Origin of the sequence: Runella salmonicolor, assembly GCF_024158025.1 — a bacterium.
GTDB classification, from domain to species: domain Bacteria; phylum Bacteroidota; class Bacteroidia; order Cytophagales; family Spirosomataceae; genus Runella; species Runella salmonicolor.
Genome location: NZ_JAMZEL010000003.1, coordinates 197,976 through 213,497 on the forward strand (window position 1 = coordinate 197,976; position 15,522 = coordinate 213,497).

A 15,522-nucleotide genomic window follows, 5' to 3' on the forward strand; every position below is an offset into this window, starting at 1 on the left:
ATCCAAACCAAATAAGCAAGGATAAAAACGCGCCTGAAGGCTTTTGGAAGAAAGTATACACCCAATTTAACTTTAGGCATGAAAAAAATCATTGCGTTGATTGTCCTCGTTGGAGTCTTCAGCTCATTCTCCACCGAAAAAATCACGTGGGTGGCCATCGGCGACTCCATCACCTACCTGAACGAACACCAAAACGAAACTGGCAACCGAATTACGAAAGGCTACATGACGCGGGTGGTGGAGAAACTGCCTCACATTGAATACATTAACAAAGGCTATAACGGCTGGACGGCGGCCCGAATCGCGGAGAAAATAGAAACGCTCAACCTGACAAAAGCCGATGTGTACACCGTTTTTTTGGGGACAAACGATTGGTGGGGTGGGCGACCGTTGGGTACTTTGGCCGATTATGAAAACAACGCTGGCTATGAAACGCTCTACGGTTCGTTTCGCATCATTATCGACAAACTTCGTCGCCTGAATCCTGACGCTAAAATCATATTGATGACGCCCATGCAGCGGGTCGATTTTGTGTACATCGCCAATATGAAAAACAATGCGTACGGTTCGTACAAAGAGAAAAAAGGGCAAATGCTCGGTCAGTTTGCGGAGGCCATCAACGCGATTGGGAAGCATGAAAAACTGAAAGTAATTGATTTGTACAACACCAAACGCTTAAGTGTGAAGAAGTTGGTGAAGTACAAACGGCTGAAAGACCCGCAAACGGGCGCGTACAAAAACTACGCTTATCCTGATTTTATTGATGTTCCTTTCAACCCCGAAACTGACGAATATCCTTACCCCGTCGAGTCCATTGCTATGACCTACGACGGCCTGCACCCTTCGGACGCGGGCTATGAGGTGATTACGGAAAAGTTGGTGAAAATTTTGAAGAAGTTGTAGGTTTTTATAATCACTAAGGCACTAAGAATCACGAAGGGATTTAACTCTTCCTAGTGGTTTAGTGCCTTAGTGGTTAAAGATAAAGTCGATTACTTCATCTTCTTAGGGTCAACCACTACGTATTTAATGGATTTGTTTTTGTTGTCGGCGTGGGCGGAGTAGGTAATGTGCAATAAACCGTCAGGCGTTTGAATCAGGCAGGGGTACGAATAGCCACCTTTGTCGCGGGCGTGGTCTTCGAGGCGCGTTTTCCACTTCCACGTTTTCCCTTCATCATCAGAGAGATACAGGCTCATGCGGTAGCGGCCGTCGTCGATGTCGTTGCCCAAAAAAGCCCATTTGCCGTCCTGTAACGTCAATATTTCAACGCTTGCGGTATTGGGAATGTCGGTTTTGAGGGAGGGCGTCCAACTTTCCCCTTTGTCCGACGATTCGCTGATGTGAACGCGCGTAGGCTCGTCGCCGCTGTCGCGCAGGTACGCCACCAAGTTCCCGTTTTTACGTTTTGCCAACGCGGGTTGAATCGGCCCACGGCCTACGAGCGGCAGGCTTGGTTTCCACGTCTTACCAAAATCGTCGGAAATGGCCATGAGCGAAAAATTATACCCGTCGGAGTACAGCGGCAACACAATACGACCATTTTCCATCAGCATCGGTTTGATACGCGTCATCCACCCGATGCTGCGTTTGGGGGCATCTTTGGCAGCTTCGACGATCATGTTGTCGTATTTGGGCGCATAACCCGCCCAACCTGCGGTATTTTCGGGCAGTTTCTTGAATTTTTCGGCTACCTCTTTGGCAAAATTGTCGTCGGGTTTGAGCAAAATATTATCCTGCCAATTCCAAATAGGTGGGCCGCTTTTGGCGTAATCGGTCGAGGTTTTAAAACGCAAAATTGATTGTTCCCATTGGTTGGCCTGTACCGCAATCCAGACCAGAAACAGTTTGCCCTGTTGGTTCAAAAACAACACGGGGTTGCAATCGGGCAGGTGGGGCGTGTCGGCCATTTCAAACGGTTCACTCCAAACGGTTTCGCCTTTTTTCAAACGTGCACCCATGATTTTGACGTCGTCGGCGGTGCGCTCACCGCTTCCATAAAACCACACGGACAGAAAATCGCCATTGGGTAAATGAACCAAGCTGCTGCCGTGAACGTGTTTTTCCTGACCTGGAAAAATCAGCGTGGAGCGAACAATGGGGGACTGGGTAAAAGCCGTTTGGAAAATGAGAAAGAAGACAAACGTAAATAGAGATTTCATTGCTTTGTTATTTTTTGGGACACAGAGTTACACGGAGTTCGGCACAGAGTTTCTCAGAGTAAATTCTTTGTGCAACTCTGTGATAAACTTAGTGTAACTCTGTGTCCAATAATTATTTAACTTTCTTCCGGCGTTCCATCACTTCACGCCACGTAGTCAGGATGATGCCTTGTGATTGGATGTAGGCTTTCAGGTCGGGATTCATCATCGAGAGCATATCGGCGTAGCGAGAGCCGCCCGAGGCGCTGATGTGCTTGAAGGCGTCGGTCACGTCGCTGCTGTGGACGATGAACATGGCCAACCCGGGCTGCATGGCGTTGAGGGTTTCGATGAATTTTTGGGCTTTGTATTTGCCCCATTCTTCAGGAGTTGGGTTGGGTTTTTCAGGCTTCCAATCGCCGCTGATGGTGTGCAAATCATCCAACACAGGCAAGCCCGATTGCCAGATTTTCTGTCCTACGGGCCCTGTCATTTTGATTAATTCGGGTTCGGGCAATTTCATACCTTCCTGCCATTTGCCTTCAGCTTTCAATTTCTTGATTACAGGATAATTTTGGCATTCAATCAGTAACTTATTATTCCCTCCCGGAAACATGACTGGAATGCCGTATTCAACGCCGACTTTGATGTAACGTTCCATGAAAGGGACGTGCGCAAAGAGCGTCCCCATGTGGGAGTCTAAGTGGGTGGGTTTCAGCCCCATGCGCAATGCTTTTTCCACCTGCGCCCTGATTTCTTTTTCTACGTCGTCGGCCGTGCCGTTTTTCACGACTTGGGCTACTTCGTGCCACAGATTCCCTTCTTTATCTACCAAACTCGGTACGTTTTGAAAGCCCGCCACGGGTCCCCAACGGTAATCGCGCCACTCCGATGTCAACGTCAAATGCACCCCCGCATCCAGATTGGGATTGCTTTTTTGAATGTAATTCACAAAACTCGCTGACCATGAACATGGGAACATAATGCTGCACGACGTAGCCACGCCCTGCTCTACCGATTTGATGGTTCCTTGGTTGGAAGAATACGACATACCCGGGTCGTCCACGTGGAAGATCACGACTTTAGCGCCTTTGGGCCAGCCGAGTTTTTCGGCGTAGGTTTGCTGCGCTTGGCTGATGAAGGCCGTTGCCAACAAGAGGAAGAGGGTTTTTAAAGGGTTGGTTATCATGGGGTTTGGTTGGTGTTTTTGTTGTGTTTGACGGCAGTCGCTCGCGTCCCGCGAGTGATGGCTATTGGTAGGCCTCCGGCCTTATTGAATCAACAGGCCGGAGGCCTTGTAATAATTGTCACTCGGTAGAACCGAGCGACTGCGTAGACAAAGTACTCTGCGAATACGGCGCGGCATTTTTACTCGTCGCCCATATTTTGTTGGGTTGGTCGCCCATTACAAACGTCAATTCTCCACCCGCCATGATTTCAGAATGGTCGATCCAACTTCGGTCCAAGGCTTTGCCGTTGAGCGTGGCGGATTGAATATAGCGGTTTTTGGAGGAGGTGTTTTGGGCAATGATTTTAAAGGTTTTGTCTTTCCCGACGTTAAATTCAATTTCCTCAAACATCGGGCTACCAATGGCGTATTGGGTGCTGCCCGGAGCCACGGGGTAAATGCCCATGCTGCTCAACAAATACCAGGACGACAGCGAGCCCATGTCTTCGTTGCCGCACAAACCACCTGGGCCAGTGCGGTAAAAACGCTCCATGATTTCGCGGGCCCAATACTGCGTTTTCCACGGAGCACCCGCATAATTGTACAAGTACGCTACGTGATGCGATGGTTGATTTCCGTGGACATATTGCCCAATGGTTCCCACTACACCCACGTATTTGGGCGTACTGATGGAGGCATCCATGGCAAAGAAGGTATCAAGACGTTGGTTAAATGCTTGATTTCCACCCAATAATTGAATCAAGCCTGCGGGGTCGTGTTGCACAGACCAGAGGTATTGCCACGCGTTGGACTCGGTGTAATGACGGTTGGGGCGACGGCCCACCAATAGCGGGTCAAAATATCGGTAGTAATGATGTGCTCCCACAGAATCAATGGTTTGTTGATTGGTGCCGATGGCTTCCAACCACGTGCCGTTTTCGCGGCGCGGACGCATAAAAGCCGTCGACGCATCAAATACGTTTCGGTAATTCTGGGCGCGTTTGTAAAACAATGCCGCGTCTTCCTTTTTGCCCAATGCTTCGGCCAATCGGGCAATGCACCAGTCGTCGTAGGCCAATTCCATGGTATTGGGAACGGATTCGGTGGTGCGGTCGGCGGGGGCGTAGCCTAAACGAATGTAATCGGCCAGCCCAGCGCGTCCAGCTGAGGCGGGAATATTGGCGGGTGGAGATTCCAAGGCTTTGCGACGCATGGCGGCGTACAACCCTTCAATGTCCCAATCACGGTATCCCTTAAAATACGCATCAACGATCACAGGAATTAGGTGGTCGCCGACCATGCTTGGCCGATACGTATTACGGAAATGTTGCGCAGGCAGCCAGCCAAATTCGGTGGTTTTGGCGGCAATGGATTTAACAAAATCGTTGACGTGATCGGGGGCGATAAGCGTCAAGAGTGGATGTTGGCTACGGTAAGTGTCCCAGCACGAAAACGAAGGGTAAAAGTCGTATTTTTGGGCGGTATGCACTTTTTTGTCCATGCCCATGTACTGCCCATCCACGTCTTGCCCGATGTATTGAGCCAATAAACTGCGGTAAAAGGCGGTGTAGAAAACCTGCTTCTGCGCTTCATTGTTGCCTTTGATGGCTACGCGTTTGAGTTCTTCATTCCACGTCTCGCGGGCGTCGTTTTTCACTTTGTCAAAATCCCAATGCGCAACTTCGGCCTGTAAATTCTTTTTTGCACCTTCTACACTCACGTGCGAAATGGCCACTTTGACCGTAACTTGGTCCCCTTTTTTTGTCTTATAACCTACAAAAAAGCCTACATTCAACCCTTTTTCTTCGTTTTTGTACGGCCAATAACCTTCCGACGATTCGGGGGTGATGTAGTCATTGTCCCACGTACCGTAATATTCAAACGGGCGGCTGAATTTTGCCACAAAATAAACCATCGTGCCGTTGGCATCTTTGTAACCTTCAAGGGTGGAATCATTGGTCATTTTTACCAACGATTCGCCGCTTTCCGCATTGCCGCCGATTTCGTGGCCGATGTCGAGCAGAATAGTTGATTTTCGTGATTCGGGGAAGGTATAGCGGTGTACACCCACGCGTTTGGTGGCGGTGAGCTCGGCTTTGATGTTACCGTCTTTTAACAACACAGAGTAATAACCCGGTGAGGCCGATTCGTCTTTTTTATCGTAACGAGAACGATAACCCGAATCAGGGTTTTCCTTGCTGCCAGCTGAAGTTTGGATTTTGTCGCCTACGGTGGGCATCACCAAAATATCACCGCCCGTGGTCATGCCAACACCGCTGAAATGCGTGTGGCTGAAGCCGATGATGGAACTGTCGGGATAGGCATAGCCAGCCGCGTAGGTCCACCCTTTGACGTCGTGGTCGGGGCTGAGTTGTACCATTCCGTAGGGGAGTGTAGCCCCTGGAAAGGTATGACCAAAGAAATCTGTCCCGATAAACGGGTCTACGTAATCAACGGGTTCTTTGGTGGATTCGGAACAGGAAAAAAGTGAGGCCGTTAGAATGCCTAAAGCAAAGTATATTGTGTTTTTTTTTAACATCTGAACAAATTGGAACGCTGATTTGGAGATGATACCAACGTCGGCAGGGTTTGGAACCCTACCGACGTTTAAATGCCGACCGGTACGCCGGTACGGTTTAATTTTACACCGTTTCCGAAATTTCTTCTTCTTTGAAGAGCAAACTCACGAGCTTGCGGTATTGCGAGAAATCAGGAATAATTAATTGTGCACCAGCTTTTACGAGGCGCGGACGTTTGTCGAAATTGTGTCCGTGGCGTTGTACTTCGTTGCTCGTAATTCCAATCGAAATGCCGCCAAAACGACGCCCTTCACGGATTTCGTCGGGACCGTCACCGAATACGGCCAATTCGTTGCCATTCAGGTTGTTGTCGCGGATGATTCGCTCAATAATCATCTTCTTGGAAAACTTGGTGTACTCGCGCAAAGCACCGTAAATACCGCCGTCGAACAAGTCAGCGTAACCAAGTACGGTGGCTTCGTGGCGAACGTCATCTACGTCGGTGCCGCTGGCCAGATACATCACTACGCCGCGCTCTTTGAGTTCGTGCAAAAACGCCACTGCGCCTTTCATGGTATAATCTTCCCAGTCCAGTTCCCCCGCCTGCAACTTAGCCATGCGTTTGTTGACCAATTCCATCAGGGCGTCGTTGTAAATCTGTTTGTACTGAAACTTATCCAAAATTTGGTCTTCGGGCACGTAACCTGCTTCACGTACCATATTGACCAGTCCTTCCATTTGGTAAATGGTCTGAATACCAGTGGTTTTATGGATAAAATCCTGCGTTTCTCGCTGTGCTTTTTTGAAACCTGCGGCGTCGATCGTGTCGTAAGAATCGCCCAAAATCGCCTTCATCATTACGGGCTCCATGATTTCTTCCCAACCATGGCGGAGGGTGCTGATGGTGCCGTCGTGGTCAAAAACGGCGTATTTGATATGGCCGAGTTTTTCCAACACCGATGGGTCACAGAGCTCCGTTTCGGAGTCGGGTAAATACACGGCCTGACGCGGATTTTCGGCTAAATCGGCTTGGTAAATATAGTTGGGGTCTTGACTGATGGCTAGGATTTCTTCGCCGTTGGCGGTGCCCGTAATAAACAGTTTTTGAACCGTAACGGCCGCCGCAAAATTGGCGAATTCAGCGGCTTCGTTGGGGCTGATTCCCGCCGCCAGACACAACGTAATGGCGCTGATGACGGTATCTCCCGCGCCCACGGTGTCGAGTTGAGCGGTTAGCTGTAATCCCAGATGCTCATGATAACCCGTTGAATCAAAGGCGGTAATGCCTCTTGCTCCACAGGTGACAAAGACGGGTTTTTGGGATTGGGCAAATAAAGCCTGACCGTATTCCAGCACGGTAGCGCGCGGCAACATGGTGCGCGGCTCTACCTGAACGCCGTTGAGGTGGGCAGCCTCTACGTCGTTTACTTTGCGGTATACGTTGGAGAAACGATCGTTGAAATGCCGCGAGTCAACCAAGATGATTTTGTCGTTGTATTGCTCAAAAAGTGCATTGGCTTTTTCAATAAAGCTGTCGTTGGTAATACTTCCGACGACTTGCTGATTGAAAATGACAGCATCGTGGGTTTCCAAAGCAGACTTTAAACTGTTTAGAATTAGCTCGTCAATTTCTTCCGAACGTTTGTTGTACACTCCAAAGTCAATGCGCGGCTCTTCTACGCCTTCAATGTATCTTTTGAGGTACGCGTAAGTTTGAAAATGCTCTTTTTGAATGAATAGCGAACTTGTATCCGCCCCGAGATTTTGCAACTGTGCGGCCAATTCACGTCCGTGAATATCGTCGCCTACTACGCCGATAACCTTGAGTTGGGCGGGCTGAAGGGCTGAAAGATTGGCGATGACGTTGGCCGCACCACCCGGCGAATAATAATGCTTGGCCACTGACTCGGCTTGTAGGCCCGTTTCGATTGATACTTCTGATTTGCGCGTATCCATAATCCAGTACGCGTCTAAACAAAAGTCTCCATACACCGCCACTTTGACGGTTTTTATTTTTTCAAGAATAGATTTGATTTGAAGGGTGTCCATAAAATAAAATTGGAATAGCTACTGTACGTTTAAGTAAATACTCCAATTGCACTACTCAAGGCTATTCTTTCATTTATTAAATATTTTGGATGAATCGTCCAGGGCTTTCAATTGGTTCCCCCCAAAAGCATCAGTTTTTTGATGAGAAACGGGTAACTGATGAGACACAGTGCAATGCCCCAACGAAACAGCGTTTTGGGCAACGTTCCCGCACCTTCGTCGGCTAAAAGCACTTCTCTGATTGATTTGTAGAAATAATACCAAACTTCCACTTTCTGCCCCACTTGATAAGGACAAGGGGTTTGATAATGGGTAGAATAATGCCGATGCGAGCCATTGTTGGTGACGAAATCTACCACGGGAGCTTGGCCTTCGCCCTCTTTTGAACCAAATAATTCACCCGGGTTTTGACGAATTTCAACCACTGTTCCTACGGTTTTGATGCCTTTAGATTTGACTCGTTCTACGATCTTTGATTTATCGTAAGCGATGATAAGCAGATACGTGCCAATAAATGCCAAAAGCGGCATCATATGGATTATATAGGGCAGAGGGTTCATTATTTTCATTCTTTTTGTTGAAAAACTATTTTATTCAAAATAAGAATGGACGCAAAACTTACTGAAAGTTAGTAACAATCTTCTGCTAAGAGAGAGGGTATAAAGTTGAAATACAAGAATAAAGCGGAGAAAAAACGGCTTAGTAGCTCCTTGCTGTTAAGGGCATCCTGCAATTTCCATTTTGAAAGTACTGTTGGTGCCAGTAGAAAATGAAGTTCCCGCCGTGGGTTGGATGGTGATAGAACCGCCCGCTCGCAATAAAAGTGATTGATTGGAGGGAGTAACCAACGTAGCTCCCGTCACTGTAAGCGCGGTTTGGGCTTGGTACACGTTATAGGCCAAACTATTGACGGTTTGGGTGGAAGGGCAAGGGTATACTACTTGAAAACTCCGGTCGAAATAGACCCCGTCGGTCGAGTAAGTGCCTGAGGCATAGGCACGGATTGTTACTTGGCCCGTGGTGCCAGTGAGGGTAACGGTATTTCCGGTTACGGTAGCTGGACCAGAGACCACAAGAAACTTAGGGGTGTCTGTTGAGGCTGAGGCATTCAGTGTAAAAGGGGCAGCATTGACATTTTTGCTGGAGATAGGCGAAAATGCAAAACTTTGTGAATCCAACGGGCGATTTACCTGAAAACTGCGTTCAACGGGAGCGGCTTGATTGTAGGTCCCGTTGCCGTGCTGGGTTGCCCGGAGGACCACCGTGCCGGGTATGCCAGAAAGAGTCACTTGATTTCCTATTACATACGCGGGCCCCGAAATGGAATAATAAGAGGGCGATAGGCCCGAAGATGCAGTTGCACCTAAGACAAAGGGGGTGTTAGTGGTTTGTTTGTCGTTGATTGTTGGAAAAGTAATGGTTTGAGCAATACCGCCACACTGAGGAAAGAGGTCTTTGATGAGGGTGGTGGTTAGACCCAGCGAGTCTGATACTGTGAGATAAACACGGTACCAGTACGAGGCCGCTCCCAATTCACAATCCAAAGGGGCAAGGGTAGTATTGATATTATTGCCCGAATAAGATGAACTCAAATGTTGGTGGTCATTGTGGGCAAGGTATATTTTCCAATTCAGACTCAGCGAAGCAGGGCTCTGCTCATTGTCTTGGACTGTTGCATCTAAAGTAATAGGATAGTTTTGATTGAGTGGAAAAGAGGCGATGGCGTCCAACGAAGTTGCTGCAATAACAGGGGGAGTATTGTTGAGAAATATGTATAGCGAGTCGGAGGTAGATGCCCCGTTGGCATCGGTGACCGTCACCGTTACGGTATATTTTTTGGGTGCGCTGGAGTTAGATACAAAACGGTGGTGGGGCTTGAGCCCGCTTTCGGTAGGGCTGCCGTCGCCAAATTGCCATAAATATGTCAGACTAGTACTGTCGGGGTCGTATGATTTTGCCGCACTGAACCGTACAACTAAGGGGCCCGCTCCGTATGTATTGTCAGCTTCTATCTTAGCAATGGGGGCACTGTTGGTCGTTGGGAAAATACGTAGGATTTGGTTGGCAGTACAGTAAAAAATGCCGCTAGTGGTAGGTGAAACACTCAACGAAATGACATTGTTGCTGAGATTCGAAGCAAAATTTTCAACAGCGGTTACTTGATTTGCCATGTCTAAATTGACCATTTTAATCCATTTTTGGGAATAGTCGGCAATGTAGAGCTTGTTGAGGTATTGACTGGATAAATCTGTTCTTTTGTAAAAATCACCAATCAAGATGCAATGCCCGCTGATTTCTCCAGGAACTTGTATACTCCCTACCGTATACGTAGTACTGCCCACAATGCTGTATCCTGTTGTGGAGTTATAATAAAGCTGAGGTTTTTTTTTGTTGCTGCCAGGGTCCCAAGTAGCACTGGGGTGTTCGGCGCGGGTGTTTTCTCCTTCGTAACGCGGCCAGCCAAAATTTTGCCCAGAGCCAGTAGCGAGATTGACTTCTTCAAACAAAATACTGCCGACATCTCCAATCAACAGGCTTCCGGGGTTTCCCTCATCAGGATTGTGAGAGCCAGTTTCGGGAAGAGGCAAGATACCATAAGGATTGCGGAGCCCGCTGGCCCAAATACGTGACCGAGGCGAGCGGGGAGAAGTTCCTGAATAATAAGGGTTTGAAGGGATACCATTGCCGTTGGTAGCATTTATTCTAAGAATTTTTCCGCAATGGGAATCCAGATTCTGACTGCGGTAAGAGCCGATGTTTTCGGCTGCCATCATAATGCCCCGTGAAACCGTACGAGAACCATAATCAAACCCTCCGATGTCGTTGTTGGCGGCTGTGGCGGCATCCCCAACGGAGATAAAGAGCGTGCCGTCTTTGGCGAATTTCATACTCCCTCCCATGTGAAAAAATGACGTACAAGGTATCCCCGTGCTTGCCGTTTCTCCAATCAAGATGGTGCGCGTATTGGCTACTATCGTGGTAAACCCAGTGGCGGCGTCTGCTTGGTACCTCGTGACTCGGGCCATTGTCCCGCCATTACCTGCATCATCGTATTGGCTACCAATGCTCAATAAATGCTTGGGGTCAACGATGTAATAAATATAGAATAAACCATTGCTCAGGAAATTGGGGTCTAGCGCCAACCCGATGAGCCCTAAATCAGTGACGTTGTACACTTCCTGATTAATATCCAACAACGTAGTACGTACACCGTTGTTGATAACATACACTTTCCCTTCCTTTTCCCAGCAGAATAATCTTCCACTATTGTCGAAAGTGAAGCCCATCAGCGAATTAAAGTTGGAAGCATAGACTTGCTGAGCAAAACCTGACGGAAGGGTTTGGGATTGGCCTTTCACAAAAAGAAGCGCCAAATACAAAAGTAAACAGCCTTTTTTCATTTCAAAGGTACGGGCAAAGGTGAATAAAAGTAGGGATGTCAGGGCGGAATTGTAACAATGCAAAAATACGGACTACACTCTTGTCTTTTGGGGATATTATTGCTCAAAATCGACCGTTTGATAACTTTTTATCCGAAAAAGCCAATTTTTGCTCTTTACATAGATAGTCTATATATTTAAAGGTTAGAACAAACGACTAGGATGTGTAGTATAAAAAGATTAAAAATGAATGGCTAGAAAATAGAAATCACCGCTGCTTGGGCCAGTAAATTGGACCGTACAGCGGTGACTTGTAATTGGAGAAGTGAGGGATTTTTAAATTTCAAATTTAATTCCTTGCGCCAACGGCAACGTGGTGCCGTAGTTGATGGTGTTGGTCTGACGGCGCATGTAAGCTCGCCAAGCATCGGAGCCAGATTCGCGCCCGCCACCCGTTTCTTTCTCGCCGCCAAATGCCCCACCGATTTCGGCGCCTGAGGTGCCGATGTTGACATTGGCAATGCCGCAATCAGAACCAGCTTGACTCAAAAACAACTCGGATTCACGTAAATTGAGCGTAAAGATGGCCGAAGAAAGCCCTTGTGGAACGCCATTTTGTAAGGCAATAGCTTCCTCTAAAGTACTGTATTTGATGAGATATAAAATAGGTGCGAAGGTCTCGTGTTGCACAATCGGCCAGTGATTTTCGACTTCGGCAACGCAGGGTTGTACGTAGCAGCCCGACGCAAAATCGGCACCTGTCAAAACGCCCGGTTCTACCACAAACGTACCGCCCGCAATGCGTACTTCGTCGACTGCCGACTGGTAGTTTTTGACGGCCAGCGTATCAATCAACGGGCCAACGTGGATGTTGCTGTCGAGCGGGTTGCCGATGCGCAGTTGACCATAGGCTTTGACCAAACGCTGTTTTACGTCATCATAGATGCTTTCGTGGATAATTAACCGGCGGGTACTGGTGCAGCGCTGCCCTGCCGTTCCTACGGCCCCAAACACAATGGCTGGAATGGCCAATGGCAGGTCGGCATGTTGCGAAATAATGATGGCGTTGTTGCCGCCCAACTCCAACAAACTGCGTCCCAAACGGCCACCCACGGCCTGCCCCACGGCTTTGCCCATGCGTGTACTGCCCGTGGCTGAGATGAGCGGTATCCGTTCATCGTGCGAAAGCCATTCGCCCACTTTGCGTCCGCCAACAATGAGGCCCGAAACTCCTTCGGGAACATCGTTGGTTTTCAGTACTTCCTGAATAATATTTTGGCAGGCAATGGCCGTTAAAGGCGTTTTTTCGGAAGGTTTCCACACGCATACGTCGCCGCACACCCACGCCAGCATGGAGTTCCATGACCACACCGCCACGGGAAAATTGAAGGCCGAAATAATACCCACAATGCCCAGCGGGTGCCACTGCTCATACATTCGGTGCGAAGGGCGCTCGCTGTGCATGGTGAGTCCGTATAATTGGCGCGACAGCCCGACGGCAAAATCGCAGATGTCAATCATTTCTTGCACTTCGCCGAGGCCTTCCTGAAGGCTCTTGCCCATTTCATAACTGACCAAGGTGCCTAGTTCGGTTTTGTATTTGCGCAATTGCTCCCCCATTTGCCGAACGATGTCGCCGCGCTTGGGAGCGGGCACGAGCCGCCACGTTTTGAAAGCTTCCTGCGCCTGACCGATGACGGTATCGTAATCTTCACGGGATGCCGCGTGAACTTTGCCGATGAGTTGACCATCTACCGGCGAAAACGAAGACAACTCTTCGCCCCGACCTTCCCAAGCGGCCAAGCCCGTGCTGATGCCGTGATTTGTGCTGGAAATACGCAGTGTTTCTAAGATTGTTTGCATCTGATAAATTTGGAAATTGGATTTGTTGATGATAAAAACCGCTTGAAGAGTTCTTCAATTCCCAAAGGTAAATCCAATCTTACACAAACAAAAACACCAGCGCGCCCGCCACGTACCCAATCAACGCCAGAAGGCTGATGCGCTTGAGATACCAGAAAAAGCTGATGCGCTCCATGCCCATTACCGCCACGCCTGCCGCCGAGCCAATGATCAACATACTGCCACCAGTACCAGCACAGTAGGCCAAAAATTCCCAGATTCGGTGGTCTTGGGGGTAGGTTGCCAAATCGTACATACCCATGGAGGCCGCCACGAGCGGCACGTTGTCAATGACCGCTGAGGCAATCCCGATGATAAAAACGATGGCGTCGAGGTTGCCGATGGTATCGTTCATCCACGCCGCTAGGTCGGTCAATACGTGCGTTACTTCCAAGACGCCAATGGCTAGAAGTATGCCCATAAAGAATAAAATACTGCTGGTGTCAATTTTACTTAATGCATGACTGGCCGTAAAAGGCTTGCGGTCTTCTTCGTCTTTTTTGGAATGGAGGATTTCTGAAACAATCCAAACCACGCCCAATGCCAGCAGAATACCCATGTAAGGCGGTAAGTGCGTCACGGTCTTAAAAATGGGAACGAATAAAAGCATCCCAATGCCCGTCCCAAACATGATATTACGTTCTTTGTCAGTCACATCATCGGCCTCTGATTTCTTTGAAACCTTTGGGGTAGCAATTGACCCTTTAAGTTTAAATGAAAGATAAATTAGCGGAACAATCAACGCAACAAGGCTCGGAATAAACAGTGTTTTCATGACATTGACGGCTGAAATCTGCCCGCCAATCCACAACATCGTGGTGGTGACATCTCCCAGCGGCGACCACGCACCGCCCGCGTTGGCGGCGATGATGACAATCCCTGCAAAAAAACGCCGCATTTCATCATCCCGAATGATTTTACGCAGCAACGATACCATCACAATGGCCGTGGTAAGGTTGTCCAAAACCGCCGACAGAAAAAAGGTAAGAATGCTGATAATCCATAGCAAAGCGCGGCTGTCTTTGGTGTGAATACGCTCCGTAATCACGCCAAACCCCTGATGAGCGTCGACCAACTCCACAATGGTCATGGCCCCCAACAGGAAAAAGGCAATCTCGGATATATTGGCTAAATGATGAGAAAGCTCTTCGACAATGTGGTGGGAATCACTACTTCCGAGGGCATAGAGGGTCCAACAGATTACGCCTGTCAATAAAGCAGTTGCGGTTTTGTTGAGATTAATGTTATGCTCAAGGGTAATAAAGAGGTAACCTATGACAAAAATGATAATAATAGCAGTAATCATAATTGATAATTTAAGACTGGGTTAAAACAACGACTGAATCCTTAAAAAGTCGTTAAAAACTCGCTATTTACGCAAAAAACACCGATTTTGCAGAAATATTAAGCAAAAGAAAAACGATGCTTCTTAACTGGATTTTACTTTTTGTGGGCAGCCTAACGGTTTTGTTGGTTGCGGCCCGTTTTTTTACCAATGCCGCCGAAAGCGCAGGCCGACTACTCAACCTCCCTCCCTTCGTGACGGGTATTTTTATCGTAGGCATCGGCACTTCATTGCCCGAATTAGTGACGGCGCTTTTGTCCATTTCGTCGGGGCAGGCGGAGATTGTGGCGGGAAATCTCATCGGGGCCAATATCTCCAATATTTTCTTGATTGTAGGCTTTACGGCCTTGATGAATCGCCGAACGATTGACTTAGGCAAACGTTACCTTATGATTGACCTTCATTATCTGTTGGGCTCGGCGCTGGTCTTTTATTTGTTTTTACAAGACGGCATCCTTACGTGGAAAGAAGGGGCTTTTTTGATTCTTATCTTTGTGATTTACAGCCTTTATCTACTGAGGGCTGGCAATGAAGACGAACCCGAAGAAACCACCGAAAGCACTCCCACATGGGGCAAAGTGGGTCTGATTCTGGCTTTGGCGGGTGTCGGAATTTACTTTGGAGCCGATTATACGGTGTTGAGTATTACCCGGATTGCCGAAATTTTGACGATTCCTCCCTCCATCATTGCCCTCACTGTGTTATCGTTAGGAACGACGCTGCCCGAGTTGGCGGTCAACTATTTTTCGGTAAAGCAGGGTAAAGCGTCGTTGGCAATTGGCAACGTGATGGGCTCGTGTATCTTCAACGTTTTGGTCATTCCGGGCGTGGCAAGTTGGGCGGGAGACCTAACGGCCAGCGGCCAGCTTCTATCGCTTGCGTTGCCGATACTCGTGGCTGCATCGGCCTTTTTTTATCTTTTGGCCCAAGATAAGCGCATCTCCACTTGGGAAGGTGCTTTGTTTTTGGTGTTGTATTTCATCGTAATGTTTAAAATCTCTGGACTGATTTAATCAGT

At 48.3% G+C, this 15,522-nt stretch carries 10 protein-coding genes; 2 read left to right on the top strand and 8 right to left on the bottom strand.

The window, feature by feature from the left end; all coding sequences use genetic code 11:
• The first annotated feature begins 78 nt into the window (after positions 1-78).
• Complete coding sequence (locus NCI00_RS10135; RefSeq protein ID WP_253527070.1) at positions 79-903, top strand: SGNH/GDSL hydrolase family protein; 825 nt, start codon at positions 79-81, stop codon at positions 901-903.
• Between the two features lie 89 nt (positions 904-992).
• On the opposite strand, the gene NCI00_RS10140 is transcribed toward NCI00_RS10135, so the two are convergent.
• The 8 genes from NCI00_RS10140 to nhaD all read right to left on the bottom strand — a co-directional run bounded on the left by NCI00_RS10140 (position 993) and on the right by nhaD (position 14,465).
• Positions 993-2,162 carry a sialidase family protein gene (locus NCI00_RS10140; protein WP_253527072.1) on the bottom strand — a complete coding sequence of 390 codons (1,170 nt, stop codon included), beginning with the start codon at positions 2,160-2,162 and terminating at the stop codon, positions 993-995.
• A 112-nt stretch (positions 2,163-2,274) separates the two neighbouring features.
• On the bottom strand, positions 2,275-3,330 hold the full coding sequence (locus tag NCI00_RS10145; RefSeq protein ID WP_253527074.1) for a polysaccharide deacetylase family protein: 1,056 nt from the start codon (positions 3,328-3,330) through the stop codon (positions 2,275-2,277).
• A gap of 118 nt (positions 3,331-3,448) precedes the next feature.
• Entirely contained in the window at positions 3,449-5,848 is a 2,400-nt protein-coding gene (locus NCI00_RS10150) for a GH92 family glycosyl hydrolase (protein WP_253527076.1), read from the bottom strand.
• A 103-nt stretch (positions 5,849-5,951) separates the two neighbouring features.
• On the bottom strand, positions 5,952-7,877 hold the full coding sequence (locus NCI00_RS10155) for a PfkB family carbohydrate kinase (RefSeq protein WP_253527078.1): 1,926 nt from the start codon (positions 7,875-7,877) through the stop codon (positions 5,952-5,954).
• A 107-nt stretch (positions 7,878-7,984) separates the two neighbouring features.
• Positions 7,985-8,437: a DUF3592 domain-containing protein gene (locus NCI00_RS10160; RefSeq protein ID WP_253527080.1), complete on the bottom strand. Its 453-nt coding sequence runs from the start codon at positions 8,435-8,437 to the stop codon at positions 7,985-7,987.
• A 156-nt stretch (positions 8,438-8,593) separates the two neighbouring features.
• Entirely contained in the window at positions 8,594-11,278 is a 2,685-nt protein-coding gene (locus NCI00_RS10165) for a PQQ-dependent sugar dehydrogenase (protein ID WP_253527082.1), read from the bottom strand.
• Between the two features lie 315 nt (positions 11,279-11,593).
• A complete protein-coding gene (amaB, locus tag NCI00_RS10170) occupies positions 11,594-13,120 on the bottom strand; it encodes an L-piperidine-6-carboxylate dehydrogenase (RefSeq protein ID WP_253527084.1) in 1,527 nt (508 codons plus the stop codon).
• A 79-nt stretch (positions 13,121-13,199) separates the two neighbouring features.
• Positions 13,200-14,465: a sodium:proton antiporter NhaD gene (gene nhaD / locus NCI00_RS10175; protein WP_253527087.1), complete on the bottom strand. Its 1,266-nt coding sequence runs from the start codon at positions 14,463-14,465 to the stop codon at positions 13,200-13,202.
• A 116-nt stretch (positions 14,466-14,581) separates the two neighbouring features.
• Here nhaD and NCI00_RS10180 point away from each other — a divergent pair, with 116 nt between their 5' ends.
• A complete protein-coding gene (locus NCI00_RS10180) occupies positions 14,582-15,517 on the top strand; it encodes a sodium:calcium antiporter (RefSeq protein ID WP_166559236.1) in 936 nt (311 codons plus the stop codon).
• Positions 15,518-15,522: the final 5 nt, after the last annotated feature.